The organism is Aminobacter sp. SR38, from assembly GCF_014843375.1.
Lineage (GTDB): Bacteria > Pseudomonadota > Alphaproteobacteria > Rhizobiales > Rhizobiaceae > Aminobacter > Aminobacter ciceronei.
This window is the reverse complement of sequence record NZ_CP062112.1, coordinates 541,995-559,656: the sequence shown is the minus strand read 5'-3', so window position 1 is coordinate 559,656 and position 17,662 is coordinate 541,995. Positions and strand designations below refer to the sequence as shown.

At 64.2% G+C, this 17,662-nt stretch carries 15 protein-coding genes; 11 read left to right on the top strand and 4 right to left on the bottom strand.

Features of this window, described 5'->3' with window-relative positions; genetic code table 11:
* The 3 genes from IG197_RS02770 to IG197_RS02760 all read left to right on the top strand — a co-directional run bounded on the left by IG197_RS02770 (position 1) and on the right by IG197_RS02760 (position 2,890).
* Complete coding sequence (locus IG197_RS02770; RefSeq protein ID WP_154386069.1) at positions 1-822, top strand: ABC transporter ATP-binding protein; 822 nt, start codon at positions 1-3, stop codon at positions 820-822.
* Positions 823-836: 14 nt separating this feature from the next.
* Positions 837-2,210: an MlaD family protein gene (locus IG197_RS02765; RefSeq protein ID WP_154386068.1), complete on the top strand. Its 1,374-nt coding sequence runs from the start codon at positions 837-839 to the stop codon at positions 2,208-2,210.
* A gap of 80 nt (positions 2,211-2,290) precedes the next feature.
* Entirely contained in the window at positions 2,291-2,890 is a 600-nt protein-coding gene (locus IG197_RS02760) for an ABC-type transport auxiliary lipoprotein family protein (RefSeq protein ID WP_246765289.1), read from the top strand.
* Between the two features lie 272 nt (positions 2,891-3,162).
* On the opposite strand, the gene IG197_RS02755 is transcribed toward IG197_RS02760, so the two are convergent.
* Positions 3,163-9,804, bottom strand: coding sequence for a kinesin (locus IG197_RS02755; RefSeq protein ID WP_192316795.1), 6,642 nt, complete (start codon positions 9,802-9,804; stop codon positions 3,163-3,165).
* Positions 9,805-10,107: 303 nt separating this feature from the next.
* Here IG197_RS02755 and IG197_RS02750 point away from each other — a divergent pair, with 303 nt between their 5' ends.
* From IG197_RS02750 to IG197_RS02740, 3 genes are all read left to right on the top strand, one after another.
* Positions 10,108-10,458, top strand: a complete 351-nt coding sequence (locus IG197_RS02750) for an Hpt domain-containing protein (RefSeq protein WP_246340632.1) — start codon at positions 10,108-10,110, stop codon at positions 10,456-10,458.
* Between the two features lie 154 nt (positions 10,459-10,612).
* Positions 10,613-10,933 (top strand): 2Fe-2S iron-sulfur cluster-binding protein, encoded by a 321-nt coding sequence (locus tag IG197_RS02745; protein WP_192316794.1) that lies wholly within the window; start codon positions 10,613-10,615, stop codon positions 10,931-10,933.
* Between the two features lie 81 nt (positions 10,934-11,014).
* Positions 11,015-12,043 carry an NAD(P)/FAD-dependent oxidoreductase gene (locus tag IG197_RS02740; protein WP_192316792.1) on the top strand — a complete coding sequence of 343 codons (1,029 nt, stop codon included), beginning with the start codon at positions 11,015-11,017 and terminating at the stop codon, positions 12,041-12,043.
* A 19-nt stretch (positions 12,044-12,062) separates the two neighbouring features.
* Here the strand turns inward: IG197_RS02740 and IG197_RS02735 are convergent, their stop codons facing one another.
* Positions 12,063-12,677, bottom strand: a complete 615-nt coding sequence (locus IG197_RS02735; RefSeq protein WP_154386063.1) for a DUF922 domain-containing Zn-dependent protease — start codon at positions 12,675-12,677, stop codon at positions 12,063-12,065.
* Positions 12,678-12,829: 152 nt separating this feature from the next.
* Between IG197_RS02735 and folP the strand changes: the two genes are divergently transcribed.
* From folP to folK, 3 genes are read left to right on the top strand one after another with little or no spacing between them, the layout of a single operon-like run.
* Positions 12,830-13,678 carry a dihydropteroate synthase gene (folP, locus tag IG197_RS02730; RefSeq protein ID WP_192316790.1) on the top strand — a complete coding sequence of 283 codons (849 nt, stop codon included), beginning with the start codon at positions 12,830-12,832 and terminating at the stop codon, positions 13,676-13,678.
* 5 nt (positions 13,679-13,683) lie between these two features.
* Positions 13,684-14,043: a dihydroneopterin aldolase gene (gene folB / locus IG197_RS02725; RefSeq protein WP_154386061.1), complete on the top strand. Its 360-nt coding sequence runs from the start codon at positions 13,684-13,686 to the stop codon at positions 14,041-14,043.
* The gene (gene folK, locus IG197_RS02720) at positions 14,027-14,551 is read left to right on the top strand and encodes a 2-amino-4-hydroxy-6-hydroxymethyldihydropteridine diphosphokinase (protein ID WP_192316788.1); all 525 of its coding nucleotides are present in this window, start codon (positions 14,027-14,029) and stop codon (positions 14,549-14,551) included. The genes folB and folK overlap by 17 nt, the downstream gene beginning before the upstream one ends.
* 9 nt (positions 14,552-14,560) lie before the next feature.
* Here folK and IG197_RS02715 read toward each other — a convergent pair whose 3' ends face one another.
* Complete coding sequence (locus IG197_RS02715) at positions 14,561-15,214, bottom strand: hypothetical protein (protein ID WP_192316786.1); 654 nt, start codon at positions 15,212-15,214, stop codon at positions 14,561-14,563.
* Positions 15,211-15,510, bottom strand: coding sequence for a DUF3572 domain-containing protein (locus tag IG197_RS02710; RefSeq protein WP_154386058.1), 300 nt, complete (start codon positions 15,508-15,510; stop codon positions 15,211-15,213). Before IG197_RS02710 ends, IG197_RS02715 begins: the two co-directional genes overlap by 4 nt.
* Positions 15,511-15,723: 213 nt before the next feature.
* On the opposite strand from IG197_RS02710, the gene IG197_RS02705 reads away from it, so the two are divergent.
* Both IG197_RS02705 and IG197_RS02700 read left to right on the top strand, forming a co-directional pair.
* Positions 15,724-16,095 (top strand): response regulator, encoded by a 372-nt coding sequence (locus IG197_RS02705; RefSeq protein WP_067962504.1) that lies wholly within the window; start codon positions 15,724-15,726, stop codon positions 16,093-16,095.
* Between the two features lie 30 nt (positions 16,096-16,125).
* Positions 16,126-17,499 carry a PleD family two-component system response regulator gene (locus IG197_RS02700; protein ID WP_192316784.1) on the top strand — a complete coding sequence of 458 codons (1,374 nt, stop codon included), beginning with the start codon at positions 16,126-16,128 and terminating at the stop codon, positions 17,497-17,499.
* The last annotated feature ends 163 nt before the right edge of the window (positions 17,500-17,662 follow it).

The following is a 17,662-nucleotide window of genomic DNA, read 5'->3' as shown; positions in this document are numbered from 1 at the left end:
ATGGCAAACCGGACACAGACTATCGAGGCGGAGAGCCAAAGCCAGGACGCCAGGGGCGAGGTGTTGCTGTCGGTGCGCGACCTGACGGTGGCCTTTGGCGACAAGGTCATTCTCGAGGATCTCGATCTCGACATCCGGCGCGGCGAAATTCTCGGCTTCGTCGGTGCTTCGGGGTCGGGCAAGTCGGTGCTGTTGCGCACCGTGCTTGGCCTGATCCGCAAGCGATCCGGCACGATCAAGCTGTTCGGCGTCGATCTCGAGCAGGCCAACGAGGAGGAGCGGCTCAGGATCGACATGCGGGTCGGTATGCTGTTCCAGCATGGCGCGCTGTTTTCGGCGCTGACCGTGCTGGAGAACGTCCAGGTGCCGATGCGCGAATATCTCGACCTGCCGAAAAAGCTGATGGACGAGCTCGCCATGCTCAAGATCGAGCTCGTCGGCCTGCCGCCTGACGCGGCCCGCAAGTTTCCGTCCGAGCTTTCCGGCGGCATGATCAAGCGTGCGGCACTGGCGCGTGCGCTGGCGCTCGACCCTGACATCGTCTTCCTCGACGAGCCGACGTCGGGTCTCGACCCCATCGGTGCTGCCGAGTTCGACGAGTTGGTCGGCAAGATGCGCGATACGATGGGGCTCACCGTCTACATGGTCACCCACGATCTCGACAGCCTGTTTTCGGTCTGCGACCGGGTCGCGGTGCTGGGCAACAAGAAGGTGCTCGTCGAAGGCACGATCGAAGACATGCTGAAGAGCGAAGAACCGTGGGTAAGGTCGTATTTCCGCGGAAAACGCGCGCGGCAGCTTGATCTTGCCGCAAGGGCATAGAATGGAATGATGTGATGGAGACCAGGGCAAACTACGTCATTGTCGGTATCTTCACGCTGTTTGCCGTTCTGGCCGCCTTTGCGTTCGTCTACTGGACGGCGGCAATCGGTGAACGTGGCGAGACGGCAACGTTGCGTGTCCGTATTCCCGGTTCCGCATCGGGCTTGGCCAGGGGCAGCTTCGTGCTGTTCAACGGCGTCAAGGTCGGCGACGTCCGGCGCGTCTATCTCGACATTTCCAATCCCCAGGTGGCGATCGCCGACGCCGAGATCGACAAGCTGACGCCGATCACCCAGTCGACACAGGCGGATATCGGCCTCGCCGGCCTGACGGGACAGGCCAATATCGAGCTCAAGGGTGCCAACATCAAGGAGCCCAACCTGCTCGACCAGGCCGAGGCGGAGGGCAAGATCGCCGAGATCGTTGCCAATCCGTCCGCCGTGACCAATCTGCTGCAGACGGCGCAGGACATCTTCAAGCGCGCCGACACGGTGCTCACCAATCTCGAAGGTTTCACGAACGACGTGCGCGGACCGCTGACCGAGACCGTCAGCAATGCCCAGAAATTCTCGGAGTCCTTGGCGCGCAATGCCGATGGCGTTGACAAGTTCCTGGCGAGCGTCAGTGCGCTGTCGGAGCAATTGTCTGCGGTCTCGGGCAAGCTCGATGGCACCATCGAGGCGGCGGAAGGCCTGCTCAAGTCGGTTGACCGTGACAAGGTCAAGAACATCGTTGCCAGTGTCGACACCTTCACCAAGAACCTGAGCGCTCAGAGCGACCAGCTCGACGGCATCGTCAAGGGCGTCAACACCGCGGTCGCCTCGATCAACGACTTCGCCCAGAAGACCCAGCAGACGCTGACCAAGGTCGACGGCGTGCTCGACGGCGTCGATGCGGCCAGCGTGCGTGAGTCGCTCGACAACATCCGCAAGGCCAGCGAAAGTGCCAACCAGGCTGCGGCCGACGTCGCCAAGGTCACCGAAAAGTTCGGCGACCGTGCCGACGACATCGACCAGATCATTACGGACGCCAAGCAGCTGGCGTCGCGCCTCAACGCCGCTTCGGTGCGCGTCGACGGCGTCATGGCCAAGGTCGACAAGCTGCTCGGCTCGGGCGAGGCGGAGGGCGTCATGTCGGACGCCAGCGCTACCTTGAAGTCGTTCAAGCAGGTGGCCGACACGCTGAATTCGCGGCTCGCCACGATCATGGACGGCCTGTCGCGCTTCTCCGGCCAGGGGCTGCGCGACGTCGACGCGCTGGTTCAGGACTCCAGGCGTTCGATCAGCCGCATAGAACAGGCCATTTCCGACCTGGAGCGCAATCCGCAACGCATCATCACCGGCGGCGAGGGCTCGGTGCGCGAGTTTGACGGCCGGGTGCGTCGTTGACATCGCCGGCATGCAATCGCATGAAGGCAAATGAGGGGTGTTCGCGCGCGGCGCGGGTGAGTCTGTTTCGGGGACAGCACGTGAAGGCTGCTAGATCAACTTTGCTGCTGAGCGCAGTCACGCTTGCGCTGTCCGGCTGCACCTCGTTGTTCGTCAGTACGCCGCCGCCGCTCGACACCTACGAGCTGACTGCGCCCGCTGTCGACGGCCGCAACGGCCCGAGCCGCCGCCAGATCCTGATTGCCGAACCTTCGGCGCTCAAATCGCTGGATGGCCAGAGCATCGTCATCAAGCCATCGCCCGGGTCGATACAGTTCCTCAAGGGGGCGCAGTGGTCGGACAGGCTGCCGCGCATCGTCCAGGCACGGCTCGCCGAAACCTTCCAGCGCGCCGGCGGCTATATCGGCGTCGGCAAGCCGGGCGAGGGCCTGGCCATCGACTATCAGGTGATCGTCGAGCTGCGCAGCTTCGAGATCAAGGTCGGCGGCGGCGAACGCGCCGACGTCGAGCTGTTCGTCAGGCTGCTCAACGACCGCAACGGCCAGGTGCGCGCCTCGCGCGTCTTCACTGTGAGCGCCCCGGTTTCCGGCGGCGGCAACGATGCCTATGCGGCGGCGCTCGACAGCGCATTCGGCCAAGCCGCGACCGAAATCGTCAAATGGACCGAGACGCTGATCTGACCAGGTCGGTAGGGGAATGAGGCAATAGGGCAGTAGGTTCGCGAACTCTTCCGGTCTGCTCGCCTGGGTTCTTGACGCTTCCTTTCCAACGTGGCGCGCATCTCTCAATGCGAAATTCGGCTGCCAAGTCGGCGCAGGCCCCGGCGCTGCCATGTGACCCAGGGCAGATCAACGCCACAAATCGTAACTTCAGACAGCAAAAGGGGCAGTAGGTTAACACCCCACTGCCCCATTTCCTTATTGCCATACTGCCCTCATGGGCCGCGGCAGCCTTACTTCAGGCGGCCGGCCGCATGTGCGAGCATGGTGTAGACCTTACCGGTATCCGACGTCAGGTAGGTCTTGGTCATGATGCTGTCGCGGTCGTTGCGCGAGACGTCCTTCAGCAGCTTCTCGAAGTCGTCGCAATAGCGGTCGACGGCCGAGCGGAACTCGCCATCCGACTGATATTTACGGCGGATCTCATCGAAGGTCTGCTGACCCTTGAGCGTGTAGAGGCGGCGGGTGAAGACGTCGCGCTCGCCGCGGCGATAGCGGTCCCAAAGCTCGATCGAGGCGTCGTGGTCGATGGCGCGGGCGATGTCGACCGACAGCGAGTTGAGCGACTCGACGACGTGCAGCGGCGAACGCTGGGCAGGCACGGCGCGTGGTTCTGCCTGGGCAGCGCCACGGGTCAGCTGCTCTTCGCGTGAAGCACCGGTCAACAGATCGCGGACCCAACCGCCCTGCTGCTGGCCGCCACGGCTGGCGGCCGGTTCACGTGCCGGCTGCTGCGGGGCAGGAGTGGCCGGGCGCTCGATGTCGAGCGTGCCGCGCAGACCGGCGCCACCTAGCGGCACCTGGGGTGCCGGCGGTTCGCGACGCTGCTCGGGCTGAGGCGCTGGGCGACGCGGCGTCGGCTGCTGCGCAGGGCGCAGCGAGGCATCGGAGACATCGACGCTGCGGCCGGACTTGGCGACGATCGCCGACAGTTCCTTGAGCGCGTTGATCTGCTCGGAAACTGCGCGGCGGATGGCCGTCGTCGATTCCTTGGCTTCCTCAGGCATGTCGAGCACGCCCTTCTTGAGCTCGGCGCGGGTGCTTTCGAGCTCGGTCTTGATCGAGCCTGCGGTGCGGCGCATGTCCTCGGTGGCGTCGGCGAAACGCTTGGTCGCTGTCTCGACGACGTCGGAGATCGCCGCACGGATCTTGTCCGCCGACTCCATCGTCTTGCCTTCGGCGTTTTCGAGCGTCTGGCCAACCAGGCGCTCGAACGACTGCATGACGCGCTCGAGGTCTTCCGACTTCTTGACCAGGCCGACAGCCAGGTCTTCCAGCGACGACTGGCGCTCAAGCGTGTGCTCGAGGTTGCTCTGCGCCGAGGACAACAGGTTGGAAGCGCTCGACAGCAGGCGGCTGTGTTCGTCGAACTTGGTGGCGATGGACGCCACCTCGCGCAATGTGCTGGACGACAGGTCGGTCAGGCGATTGGTGTTCGAGTCGACCAGGCGGGCGGCGCTCGAGAAGGTCTGAGCGGCCTTTTCGGTGGTGTTGGCGAAGTTCGAGGTGCTGCTGGTCAGGCGCTCGTCGACATTGGCGAGGTTTGCCGTCGCCTGGTCGATGAGGTTGCCCAGCTGCGCGCTCGACGTCGTCATGCGGCCGATCAGGTCGGCGACGCTTTCGGCGAGCGTCGAACGTGCACCCTCGACAGCCGACAGCGTCTCGGCCGTGCGGTTGGCGAGCGCGTCGACGAGAGCGGCGTTTTCCGAACGCAGCTTTTCGGTGGCACGTGCGGTCGCTTCTTCCATCGAGCGGTGAAGCTCGCTGCCGCTTTCGGCGAAGCGGTCGACCAGCGGGCGCGCCGTCTCGTCGAGGATCTTGGCGATCTCGTTCGAGCGTTCGGTCAGCATCGCGTTGAGTTCACGCGTGTTGGTGCCAATGGTGCGTGCAGCTTCGTTGGTGCTCTGGCCGATATGCTGGCCGACGGCGGTGAAGGTCTCGGCGATGACGTTGGCACGGGCGACAAGCTGTGCCTCGGCCTGGGTGACCTGTTCGTTGAGCTTCTGGCCCATCGATTCCGCGCCATAGGCGAGGCGGTTCTCGGCGCTCGACAGATGTTCGCCGATACGGGCTGCGACGCTTTCGGCGCCGGCAGCCAGGCGCTCATCGACATTGGCAAGCGTTTCTTCGATGGCGCGGGCGCGGGCATCGAGATCGGCCGAGGTGCGATGGGCGCGGGCAACGACGCGCTGTTCGGTCTCGTTGAAGGCGCTGGCGATCAGTGCCGCATGCTCGCCGATGCCCGAAGTGCTCTCGGTGACGCGGGCGGCAAGCTGGCGTCCTGCCTCGTCGAAGGCCTGGCCGATTTCCGATGCGCGGCCGAGCAAGGCCTCTGACGTCTGGTCGACGCGTGCAGCGATGCGGCTGTCGGCTTCGTCGAAGGCGCGGCTGATCTCGGCAGCGCGGCCAAGCAGCGTTTCCGCTGTCTGGTCGACGCGTGCAGCGATGCGGCCGTCGGCTTCTTCGAAGGTCCGGCTGATTTCGGCGGCGCGCCCAAGCAGCGATTCTGCCGTACGGTCGACGCGGGCGGCGATGCGGCCGTCGGCTTCTTCGAAGGTCCGGCCGATTTCGGCGGCACGGCCGGCAAGCGTGTCGGCGGTCTGGGCCGCACGCGCAGCGAGCCTTTCGTCGGCCTCCTCGAAGTTGCGCACGATTTCGCCGGCACGGCTGCCGAGCGTCGCCGAGCTGTCGGCGACCCGAGCGGCGATACGTTCGTCGGCTGCATCGAAGATGCGGCTGAGTTCGCCGGCGCGGCTGCCCAGCGAATCCGCGCCTTCGGCGATACGGGCGGCGAGCTTCTCGTCGGCAGTGTCGAAGATGCGGCCGAGTTCGGAGGCGCGGGCGGCAAGCGCGTCAGCGGATTCGCCGATGCGCATGCCCAGGCGTTCGTCCGCGGTGTCGAAATTGCGCAGGATGTCGCCGGCGCGAGCCGACAGGGCATCCGCGGTTTCGATGGCGCGGGCGATCAGCGAGCGGTCAGCTGCGTCGAAGGTGCTGGCGATCTCGCCTGCCTTGGCCGACAGCGTGTCGGCAGTCTCTTCGGCACGCGCCAGCAGCGCGTTCGACGTTTCGTCGGCGCGGGCGGCGAGGCGACGGTCGGCGTCGTCGAAGGCACGGGCGATGTCTTCGGCCCGCGCGAGCAGGGCGCTCGATGTCTGCTCGGCACGCTCGGCAATGACGCGGTCGGCGTCGCTGAAGGCCTTGCCTGCCTCTTCGTTGAGAGCTGCGGTCACTTCCATGACCTTTTCGCGCAGGGCGCCGGCAACGAAGACGGCGCTCTTTTCGAGCACGCCGCGGACATTGTCGACACCCAGCGACAGGGCGCGTTCCATGGTGGAGGTGCGCTCTTCGATGACGCCGGTCTGGCGGCGGAAGCTCTCTTCGATCTTCTCGATATCGCCGGCAATCGCGTCGGAGATGTCGACGCGGCGGGCGGCGATCTGGTCGATGTGGCCCGATATGGCCAGGTCGATGTCGCGGCGGGCTTCGCTGAGCTTGCCGAGATCCTCATCGAGCGCACGGGCCATCGTGTCGCGGCCTTCGGCGAGCTTGCCGACATGGCCGGCGACGATGTTGTCGATGGTGGCGCGGCTGTCGTTCAGCATGGCGAGATCGGCTTCGAGCGCCTTGGTCAGCGTGTCGCGGCCGGCGGCCAGCTTGTCGACCTGGCCGAGCATCATGCCGTCGATCTTGGCGAGGTCGGCTTCCAGCGCGCGGCGCAGGATGTCGCGGCCTTCTGCCAGTTTCTCGACCTGGCCGGCAACGAGGCCGTCGATGCCCGAGCGGCTTTCGGCCAGCTTGGCGAGGTCGTCTTCGAGCGCCATGGACAAGGTGCTGCGTTCGGCAACCAGGCGTTCGGCGTGGCTCGATACGAGGCCCTTGACGCTGTCGAGGTCGGCTTCGAGCGACCGGGTCAGCATGGCGCGGTCTTCGGCGAGCTTCTCCGACTGGGATGCAACGGTGTTTCGGATGGCATTGAGGTCGGCTTCGAGGGCGCGCTTGAGGATATCGCGGCCTTCGGCCAGCTTCTCGACCTGGCCGGCGACGAGGCCGTCGATTCCCGAGCGGCTTTCAGCCAGCTTGGCGAGATCATCTTCCAGTGCCTTGGACAGCGTACCGCGCTCGGCGACCAGGCGTTCGGCGTGGCTCGACACAAGGCCCTTGACGCTGTCGAGGTCGGCCTCGAGCGAACGCGACAGCATGGATCGATCCTCGGCAAGCTTTTCCGACTGTGCCGTGATCGTGCTGTGGATCGCATTGAGATCGGATTCGAGGGCGCGCTTGAGGATGTCGCGGCCTTCGGCCAGCTTTTCGACCTGCCCGGCGACGAGGCCATCGATGCCGGATCGGCTTTCGGCCAGCTTGGCGAGATCGTCTTCCAATGCCTTGGACAGGGTGCTGCGCTCGGCGATCAGCCGTTCGGCATGGCTCGACACGAGACCCTTGACGTTGTCGAGGTCGGTCTCGAGCGCGCGCTTGAGGATGTCGCGGCCTTCGGCCAGCTTCTCGACCTGGCCAGCGACGAGACCGTCGATGCTGGCGCGGCTGTCCGCCAGCTTGGCGAGATCGGTTTCCAGCGTCTTGGAGAGCAGAGTGCGCTCGCCGGCAAGTTTTTCGGCATGGCCTTCGATCAGGCCATGGACGTTGGCGATGTCGGTTTCCAGGCTGCGCGACAGTTCGGCGCGATCGGACGCGATCTTGGAGGAATGGCCGTCAACGAGCGCCTTGATGCCGGCGAGGTCGGTTTCGAGCGCGTTGGCCAGGATGGCGCGGCCCTCGGCGATCTTCTCGACCTGGCCGGCGACGAGGCCGTCGATGCTCGCGCGGCTGTCGGCGAGCTTTCCGAGATCAGCTTCGAGCGCACGCGACAGGATGTTGCGGCCTTCGGCCAGCTTACCGACGTGGCCAGCGACCATTTCATCAATGTTCGTACGGGCTTGGACGAGTTTCTCGGAGTCTTCGACGAGCGCCTGGGCAAGCTGTTCACGGCCCTGGGCGAGCTGCCTGAACTGGCTGCTGAGCGTGTCGTCGATTGCCTGGCGCGACTGCTCCAGCTTGCGCATGTCGTCGTCGAGGGCGCGCGTGATCAGGCTGCGGCCTTCGGCAAGCTTCTGCACCTGGAAGCCGACGGCGGCCTCGATGCTGGCGCGACCCTCGGCGAACTTGCTGAGGTCGTCGCGTAGCGCTGCTGCCATGCGGTCGCGCGCTTCGGAGAGCTTGGTGGTGTGGTCTTCCACGGCCTGCTCGATGCCGACGCGGGCCTCGGACAGACGCTGGATGTCGCCGTCGAATGCGCGCGACACCTGATGGCGGGCCGCTTCCATGCGGCCTGCGAAATCGCTGGCGCGGGCTTCGAGCATGGTCGAGGTCGAGGTGATGATGTCGGCGAGGTCGGTGCCGATCTGGGTCTTGCCCTGGTCGATCATCGCCGACAGCGAGTCACGGCCCTGGACGAAGGTGGTGGCGATTTCGCGCGCACGCTCGACCAGCGTCTCGTTGATCTGGCGGGCGCGGGCTTCGAGAGCGGCATTGAGCTTGGCAGTGCCGGTGTCGAGCGCTTCGGCGCGGGTCTGGAATTCGCCGATCAGCGCCTGGCCGCGTTCAGCCAGCGTGCGCTCGATGCCGTGCAGGCTCGCCTCGAATTCAGAGTTGATCGTCTTGGCAGCGCCGCCGAGTAGCGAGACCATGCCCGAGGTGCGGTTGTCGAGCAGGTCGGTCAGCGAGCGGGTCACCTCGTCGGTGCTCTGCGTCAGCTTGGCGATGCGGGTGTCGAGCAGGCTGGCGAAGGCTTCGCCTGAGGTCGACAGGCGGTCGCTCAGCGAATCCATGCGGTTGTCGATCGCCTCGAACAGGCCCATGCCGCCTTCGTTGATGCGGTCGATGAGCGTGTCACCGGAATTGGTGATCGTCATCGACAGCTTGGTCGAGGCATTCAGGATGCTGTCACGGATGATGTCGCTGGCCGAGCCGAGTTCGTCGCGCAGCGTCTCATGGGCGCCGGAGATCGAGGCGCGGACGCGCTCCGCGTGGGAGACGACGGCCTCGCGCTCGCTGCCGAGACCATCGACGAGCGAACGGATGCGGGCGGCGTTCTCGGAATAGGAGCGCTCGATCTGGTTGACTTCGGTGTGGACGAGCGTTTCGAGCTCGACGGCACGCGCCAGCGTGCGTTCGATGCCTTCGCCCATGGCCGCCACCTCGCGGCGCACGGCCTGGCCGACCATCATGACGCGGTCCTGTGCCATGTTTTCGGGCTCGGCGAGGCGGAAGGCGACTTCGGTCATCGACTGCGCGGCAATGCGCATTTCCTGGGCGCGGCGGATCATCGCGGCAAAAGCCCAGAACAGCGCGATCGGCACGATGGTGGCGACGAGCAGCATCAGCAGGCCGGGACGTGCCAGCGCGTCGTCGAACGAGCGGATGGTCCAGATGCTGGGCGTGACGATGCGATCGGCCAGCGCCACGGCACCGGCAACCCATGCGACCGAAACCAGGCCGACCATCCAATAGATGGTGCTCGATGCGCGGCGGTTGAGGCTGTGCAGGAGCGACTTGTAATCCTTGGCGCGATCGTCGTTCGCGGGCTTGAAGCCTTCGGGCTGCAGCGGGCGGGTTTCGACGGGGCGCAACTGGGTCGGCGGCTCGGCTGCGCGTGCCGCAGGGGCGGGCTCGGCCTTCGGCGCAGCAGCCTTCTGCTTGCGGCCTTCACGTGCCAATTCTTCAGCTGCCTGCGAAATCTGTGCTTCGAGATCGTCCATCGACGCGGCCATGTCGAGGCCGCCTTCGTCGCCGCTCAGGTCGAGGTCGAGCGCCTGCTCGAGCTCCTTGGCCACGTCGAGATCGAGGTTCTTTGTCGGAGTGGATTTCTTCGCCATGCCTTCGCTACCCTGTACTAAAGACGCGGATTTGCTGGACTTTTTGTCCTATTTTTGTCCGCGGCCGAGGCTCAATATGGACTGCCCGTATCGTAGTGACACAATCGGGTAAAGAAAACATGCATTCGCCCCGATACGTAAAAGTTTAAATATAAGGTTAACATTGCAGTGATTATTGGCCCCAATCCCGCACGGTTCCGGGCTTTGTCAGGTTAACGGGTTATCCACACGGACGCCCTAGCTTACCAACCCAAGGGCGAGTAGCGGGGTACGGGTTGAATGGTAACGCGCGAGACGGCTTCGATGGCTTTTGGTATGCCGGGAGGCGAATCCTCGGCATCGGTTCATGGCCGTCCGATCGACCTTGAACATCTTTCCCGGCAGACGATCGGCGACCGCGATGTCGAGCGCGAGGTGCTCGACATGTTCGTCCATCAGGCGCTCTCGGTTCGAGATGCGATCGTCAAAGCCGATCTTGCCGAGCGGCTGATGCTGTGCCACGCCCTGAAAGGTTCGGCGCGTGGCGTCGGCGCATTTCCCATTGCCGACTGCGTGGCGGCGATCGAAGCGGACCCGGACAATGTCGCTCTGATCACGCGGCTTACCCGCCTGATCGACGAGGCGCGCGACTTCATCGCCTCGTTCAGCCGCTGACGTTCGGCGGTGCCTTCCCGGGGGGGCGTGCAATGGCCGCAGTAACATTTGTGGACCAGTCAGTGTAATTCCGACAGCCGGCGGCGCTATCGCACGGCAGTTGACACACACGGCGGAGTGATTATCTGCCGTGTGACCTATTTCGGGAACGAGCATGACCAAGCTGACTTACATCGCCCATGATGGCACGCGTTTCGACGTCGAGGCCGAGAACGGCTCGACCGTGATGGAAAATGCGATCCGCAATGCCGTGCCGGGCATCGAGGCGGAATGTGGCGGCGCTTGCGCCTGTGCCACCTGCCATGTCTATGTCGATGACGCATGGACGGCGATCGTCGGCGAGCCCGAGGCAATGGAAGAAGACATGCTCGACTTCGCCTACGAGGTCCGGCCGTCGTCGCGCCTTTCCTGCCAGATCAAGGTTCGCGACGAACTCGACGGCCTGGTTGTCTCCATTCCCGAGCGCCAGGGCTGACGTTCCCAACTTGGCCTTGCTTGGCATGACAGCTGTTGTCATGCACATTCTCGAAATGCGTGCGTCAGCGGCGAGGTGGCCTTGAGCGACATCACCACAACCGACGTCCTGATCATCGGAGCCGGGCCGATCGGCCTGTTTGCGGTGTTCGAGCTCGGTCTCTTCGACATGCGCTGCCACCTTATCGACATTCTCGACCGCCCCGGCGGGCAATGCGCCGAGCTTTATCCGGAAAAGCCGATCTACGACATTCCCGGCTATCCGGTGATCGGCGCCCAGGAGTTGGTCGACAAGCTTCTGGAACAGATCGCGCCATTCAAGCCCGGTTTCACCTTCAACCGGATGGTGACTGCGCTGGAGCGGCTCGAGAATGGCAGCTTCCGCGTCACGACCGACGAGAATGAGGTCTTCGACGCCAAGGTCGTGGTGATTGCCGCCGGCGGCGGCTCGTTCCACCCCAAGCGCCCGCCGATCCCTGGCATCGAGGCTTATGAGCAGGCCAGCGTCCGCTATGCGGTTCGGCGCATCGAGGATTTCCGCGATCAGGAGGTGGTCGTCGTTGGCGGCGGGGATTCCGCGCTCGACTGGACGCTCAACCTGCAGCCGGTGGCCAGACGCGTCACGCTGGTCCATCGGCGTCCGGAATTCCGTGCCGCGCCCGACAATGTCGGCAAGATGCATGCGCTGCGCGATGCGGGCGCCATCGACCTTGTGATCGGCCAGGTTTCAGGCCTGTCAGGCGAGGACGGCATATTGCGCTCCGTCACCGTCAAGGGAGCGGATGCCGATACCGAGGTAGCCTGCACGCGGCTGCTGCCGTTCTTCGGCCTGACCATGAAGTTGGGGCCGGTGGCAGAATGGGGCCTCCATCTTCACGAGAACCAGATCCCGGTCGACACCGAAAAATTCGAAACGTCGGAGCCGGGAATCTTCGCCATCGGCGACATCAACTGGTACCCGGGCAAGCTCAAGCTGATCCTGTCGGGCTTTCATGAAGCCGCGCTGATGACGCAGGCTGCCAAACACATCATCAGCCCCAAGGAACGCGTCGTGTTTCAATACACGACGTCGTCGACGAGCCTGCACAAGAAGCTCGGCGTTCCTGACTGATTTTGCAGAGGCCTGGCCCTTAGTTCTTGAGCTTGCCGGCGTCGATGCGCTCCAGCCGGTAGCGCAGCAGCCTGACAATCCGGCTTTCGAAATTGATGCCTTCGATGCGGTCGAATTCCTCCTGTGCCCGGTCATGAGCATTGAGGATGCGGTTGCTCGTCGCCTTTGCCTTGGTGGCGGCGATGTCGCAGCTCTTCTGCTTGCCGATCGCCCTCAGCGCCTGTTCCAGTTCACGGGCGTGGTTCTTGGCAATGACGACGTGGCTTTCCTCGTGGCGCTTGATGTCGGAAGACAGCGTGTTCCAGATCAGCTTGACGTCCTGGGCTGCCTTGCCGTTCTGGCGCCAGCGCGGCAGGATCACCTTGGCCTTGACGGTGACCTGGGCCGAGACGATGGCGCAGCCGCCCTTGACCTCGGCGTAGCCGATGCGGCTGGTGAATTCCATCTGGGTTGCGCCCGGGTGCCTGCCGCCGGTGCTCTTGACCTCGGGCCCGCGCGTCATCAGCTGCTGCTCGATCTCGTCGAGCGTTTTGCCGGTGATGGTGAAATAGCTGTAGGATTTGGACACAGTTGCCGCCTGAACGGGTAGGCAAATGCCTCCAGCGAGTAGGGCGGCCAGGAAGAGTTGCTTCATTAGTTGCCTCTTGGCCTACCTTGCGTTAGGGGCGATGGCGGCGCAACGGAAATCGGATCGTGCCGCTGATGTGACCGTGCAGCGAGTTGAAGCTGCAAGCGTTGATATTTCGTGACGTGGTCTGTGCTCTGGAATTGTTTTGTGGCGACGGCATGACCGGCAAACGATGGCAACTGGCGCATGGGCGCCAACTCGACTTTGGCGACAGGGCGCTTGTGATGGGCATCCTCAACGTCACGCCCGACAGTTTTTCCGACGGCGGCGCGTTCGATGCGCCCGAGCGCGCGCTCGAACAGGCGCGCCGCATGGTCGCCGAAGGGGCCGTGATCATCGATGTCGGTGGTGAATCCACCCGCCCGGGCGCAGCACCTGTTTCTTCAGCCGAAGAGCAGGATCGCGTGCTGCCGATCATCGCCGCACTCGCCCGATCTGGCGATACACTGATCTCCGTCGACACCTACCGGGAGGAGACGGCGCGGCTCGCCGTTGCCGCCGGCGCGCACATCGTCAACGATGTCTGGGGCGCCCAGCGCGAGCCAGGTATTGCCCGGGTCGCAGCCGACACCGGGGCAGGGCTGGTGCTCATGCATACCGGACGCGAGCGCGACAAGCTGCCCGACGTGATCGACGACCAGTTGCTGTTCCTGCGCCGTTCGCTGGAGATCGCCCGGGAGGCCGGTGTCCAGGACGCTCAGATCGTCCTCGATCCGGGCTTCGGCTTCGCCAAGGATGGGGACGAAAATCTCGACCTGATGGCGCGTTTTTCGGAGCTGAAAGGGCTCGGTTATCCGCTGCTCGCCGGCACCTCGCGCAAGCGCTTCGTCGGCCATGTTACCGGGCGCGAAGCCGCCGACCGTGACGCGGGGACGGCGGCGACGAGCGTCATACTCCGCCTGCAGGGCGCGGATATATTTCGCGTCCATGATGTCGCAATCAACGTGGACGCGCTGGCATTCGCAGATGCTATGCTGGCGCGACAGACCAACCTGCCGGGACGCTGACCCAGATGTACCTTATCCGTATGAAAAACTGCGCCTTCTTCGCCCGGCACGGCCTGTTCGACGAAGAAGAGGCACTTGGCCAGCGCTTCTATGTCGATGCCGAGCTGACGGTCGATCCGTCGCGTCCGCTGGAGGACGATTCGATGGACAGCACCGTTGACTACGGTGTTGCCTTCCAGGTCATCGAAAAGATCATCACCGGCCAGCGGCGCTTCCTGATCGAGGCGCTGGCGCAGGAGTGCGGTCGCGCGCTCGCAGCGCGTTTCCCCCAGATCAAGCGTGCCGAAATTACGGTCCGCAAGCCGAATGCGCCCGTGCCCGGCGTCCTCGATTACGTAGAGGTGACCGTTGTCTGGCCAGGTTGAGGAGCGCGGCTTTCTCAGCCTCGGCGGCAACCTGGGCGACCCGGCGAAGTCGATGGCGTCGGCGCTGCACATGCTCGACAGTTCCGGTGGCACGCGCGTTGTGGAAGTCTCGTCTCTGCATCGCACACCGCCTTGGGGCAAGGTCGATCAGCCCGATTTCCTGAACGTCACCGCCGAAGTCGCTACCACGCTCGCGCCGCTCGAACTGCTGGAGCTCTGCCTCGAGCTCGAGCGGCGGCTGAAGCGCGTGCGCATCGAGCGCTGGGGCCCGCGCCTCATCGACATCGACGTGCTCCTGCTGGGCAACAGCAATGTCAGCGATGTCGGACTTGAGATACCGCATCCGCGCATGCTCGACCGTGCGTTCGTCATGGTCCCGCTGGCTGAAATCGCGCCGAATCTCATGCTGGCCGGCAAGTCGGCTGCCGAATGGGCCGCCGGGCTCGACAGCGAAGGCATCGAGAGGCTCGACACCGGCCGCAACTGGTGGCGCGATCTCGGCGAATAGTCAGTGAGACTAGAGACCCAAGGCCGTGGCGATCTTCGGCGCGGCCTGGGACCAATCGTCCTCGATGACGATTCCGTCCGGCAGCGGCGGCAGAAATGCACGCATTTCACGATAGGACATCAGGTTGAACAGATGCGCGTCGGCGACGGCGTCGCGCACCGAGACCAGATTGTGCGGAATGTCGTCGACGAAGGCGACCGGACGGCTGGTTTCGCCCCGCAACAGCCGCAGCGCGGGGCCCTTGGCCCTTTCAGTGGTCAGAAGCGGGTAAGGGAAACCCAACGCATCGAGATGCCGGCGCCTGATGTCGCGGTGGCGATGCGGCATCGCGGTCAACAGCACCACTTCCGCGCCTGCCGCGAGCCCCGCCACTGCATCGGCCGCGCCAAGTGCCGCCGTCTGCCATTCGCTCTGGGCATGAAAGAAACCGTCGAGCTGCGCCGAAACCGCTTCCTGGTCCAGCGGGATCTGTGTGTTCACGTTGATGATGTTGCCGGTCAGCTTGAACGACCTGGCCGAGAAGGCCAGCCCCTGCGCATCGAGGAAGCGCATGAAGGGCACCATGAATTCGAGCAGCACCTCGTCGACGTCGAGCACCAGCAACGGCCTGGTGTCGCGGGCCAGTTCGGCGATCTGCCGTGCTGTTTCGGGGTCTTCGCTCATGCGGAACGCTCGTGATCGTCATTGCCAAGTGGAAGGGCACGCAGGGCGCTGCCTATTTCGCCCGGCGCGATGCCCACTTCCTGCGAGAAGCGCAGCAGCGTCGGCTCATGGGCGAGAATGAAGTTCAGGACGCCGGCCAGGAAGCCGGGCTCCTGCGCAGCACGGCGGATCTGGTGCGCCTCGATGCCTGATATGGCCAGGAAGCGCGGCAGGAGTTCCGCGTCGGAGGCGACGAAGCCAAGTGCCTGTACTGCCAGCGCTTCGGCGCTTTCCTGCGATTGCTGGTTCTTCTGCATCTGGTGTTCGCCCCGATCGACCTCTGTCGGGAGTAACCGCAAGCAGCCATCGCGGCAACCGCTAAAGCGGTCGCGCAACCATCCGTGATTTGGCTTCGGTGTTTTACGTTTCGTAATGTTCTTGAGTTACGGTCGGATTCGGGGTTGGTGTGCGCATCCGGCGCGCAACAGGATTGCCGCGGGCCTGTGGCGAGCAATCGGGACGGAATTTCTATGGTCAAGAAGGTGATGATCGTCGAGGACAATGAGCTTAATATGAAGCTCTTTCGCGACCTCATCGAGGCAAGCGGCTACGAGACCGTGCGCACGCGCAACGGGCTCGAAGCGCTCGATCTTGCCCGGAAGCATCGGCCGGACCTCATCCTGATGGATATCCAACTGCCCGAGGTCTCGGGCCTTGAGGTCACCAAATGGCTGAAGGAGGATGACGACCTCCACACCATCCCCGTCATTGCCGTCACCGCATTCGCCATGAAGGGCGACGAGGAGCGGATCAGGCAGGGCGGTTGCGAAGCCTACATTTCCAAGCCGATCTCGGTGCCGCGCTTTATCGAGACGATCAAATCCTATCTGGGCGATGCCTGATGTGCTCGCCGGCTCGCTCGAGGGACTAGCATGACAGCGCGCATCCTCGTCGTTGACGACATACCGGCCAATGTGAAGCTGCTCGAAGTCCGGCTTCTCGCCGAGTATTTCGAGGTGCTGACCGCCTTCAATGGACCTGATGCCATCGCCGCCTGCGAGGACGGCAAGGTCGATGTCGTGCTGCTCGACGTGATGATGCCCGGCATGGACGGATTCGAGGTATGCCGCCGCCTGAAGGCCGATCCGGCAACCGCCCACATTCCCGTCGTCATGGTCACTGCGCTCGACCATGTCACCGACCGCGTGCGCGGCCTTGACGTCGGCGCCGACGATTTCCTGACCAAGCCAGTCAACGACCTGCAACTGATCACCCGCGTCAAGAGTCTCGTCCGTCTCAAGGTGCTGACCGACGAGCTCAGGCTGCGCGCCTCGACCACCCACAGCATCGGCATGGACGAGCTTCTGGCCCGATCCGACCTGGTCCGGGGGGAATTGCCGAAGGTCCTGCTCATCGATGAGCAAACGTCTTCCGCTGCTCATATCTGCGCGCTGCTGGATGGCGCCGCCGACGTGCAGTTGGCCGCCGATCCGCAGTCGGGGCTCTTCAACGCGGCCGAAGGTGCCTATGAGTGCATCATCGTGTCGTCAGGGTTTTCCGCATTCGATCCGCTCAGACTGTGCTCGCAGCTCAGGTCGCTCGACCGCACGCGCTCGCTGCCGATCGTACTGCTGGTCAACAAGGAAGAGGACGACCTTACCGTTCGCGGACTCGAACTCGGCATCAACGACTATCTCGTGCGGCCGCTGGACAGGCAGGAGCTGATCGCGCGCCTGCGCACCCAGGTGCGGCGCAAGCGCTACAATGACGAGCTTAGGCAAAGCGTCAGCCAGACCATCGAGATGGCGGTGACTGATGGCCTGACCGGTCTGCATAACCGCCGCTACCTCGACAGCCACCTGCCGCGGCTGGTCGAACGTGCGGCTGCCCGTCGTCGACCGCTGTCGCTGATGATCACGGACCTTGACCGCTTCAAGCGCATCAACGACACGTTTGGCCATGACGGCGGCGACGAGGTCCTGCGTGAATTTGCACGGCGCGTGAAGAAGAGCGTGCGCGGCATTGATCTCGCTTGCCGATTCGGCGGCGAGGAATTCGTCATCGTGATGCCGGATACCGAAGGCGCGCTGGCCGAGATCGTTGCCGAACGCATCCGCTCCGAAATCGCCAGGACGCCGTTCAAGGTCGGCGGAACCGAGCAGGGCGTGTCGGTGACGGTCAGCGTCGGCGTCTCGGCGCTGGTCATGGAAGGTGACACAGTTGCCGGGCTGATGAAGCGCGCGGATCTGGCGCTTTACGACGCCAAGACAGGTGGTCGCAATCGCGTGGTGGCGAGAGCGGCCTGAGCCGCAGAACGGCTTCACGGTCAAGCGCGTTAAGCTCAATCGTTTACCTTAACCCGAGCGATTCGCGAGCCGTGGTTAAGAAAGTGTTGATTTTCAAGCGATCTTGCGCGACTGTGAGATCGAGAAGAAGGACGGGCGCCGGCACGAGGAGCACAGGCCGGAT